Here is a 527-nt window from a genome sequence, read left to right as displayed (position 1 = left end):
GACCACGGCAATGTCACTCGTGTGTTCTCGATCGGCCGGGAATGGACCGGCAAGCGGCAGGTCGAAATGGCGCTCGCGCAGTGGAACTATTGGTGCGCATACATGAACGATGGTCCGAACGGTTTGCCCAAGCCGATGCTGTTTCACACGCAGCGCGAGACGCCGCGCGAGTCGTTCCTGTTTTCGCTGTATAGCTTCGGGATGCGTGCGCCGGTCTTCATTCGTCTGCTGATGATGCCGCTGATTCTGATTTTTACCGTTATGCGAATCGTTGCGAATGCGACTTGTCGCGATCCTGTCTGGCCAGCCACGATTAAGCATATCTCGTTGATCGCGCCCGACGACCTTTACGCGGAACCACGCTCTGGGACGCCTGTCGGATGGGCCGACACGGTCTTGGCCCAGCAGCGCGGCGAGTACCCGAATGATCCCAAGGCTCGCGTCGAAGGCTGGACGGGTGAAACGGACGGTCGAATGCATGCCGCAGCTTGGCTCGACAAGCCGGCCGCTCGCGCAACTTGATGGGC

1 protein-coding gene is annotated in these 527 nt (G+C 60.2%); it reads left to right on the top strand.

What is annotated here, in order from left to right; translation table 11 throughout:
• Nucleotides 1–522: DUF6708 domain-containing protein (locus WS69_RS34065; protein ID WP_331457973.1), on the top strand; the 522-nt coding region annotated here is incomplete at its 5' end.
• Nucleotides 523–527 lie beyond the last annotated feature (5 nt).

Origin of the sequence: Burkholderia sp. BDU5 (assembly GCF_001522845.1) — a bacterium.
Lineage (GTDB): Bacteria > Pseudomonadota > Gammaproteobacteria > Burkholderiales > Burkholderiaceae > Burkholderia > Burkholderia mayonis.
The sequence above is the reverse complement of the archived record's forward strand: the minus strand, read 5'-3'. Positions and strand labels throughout refer to the sequence as shown.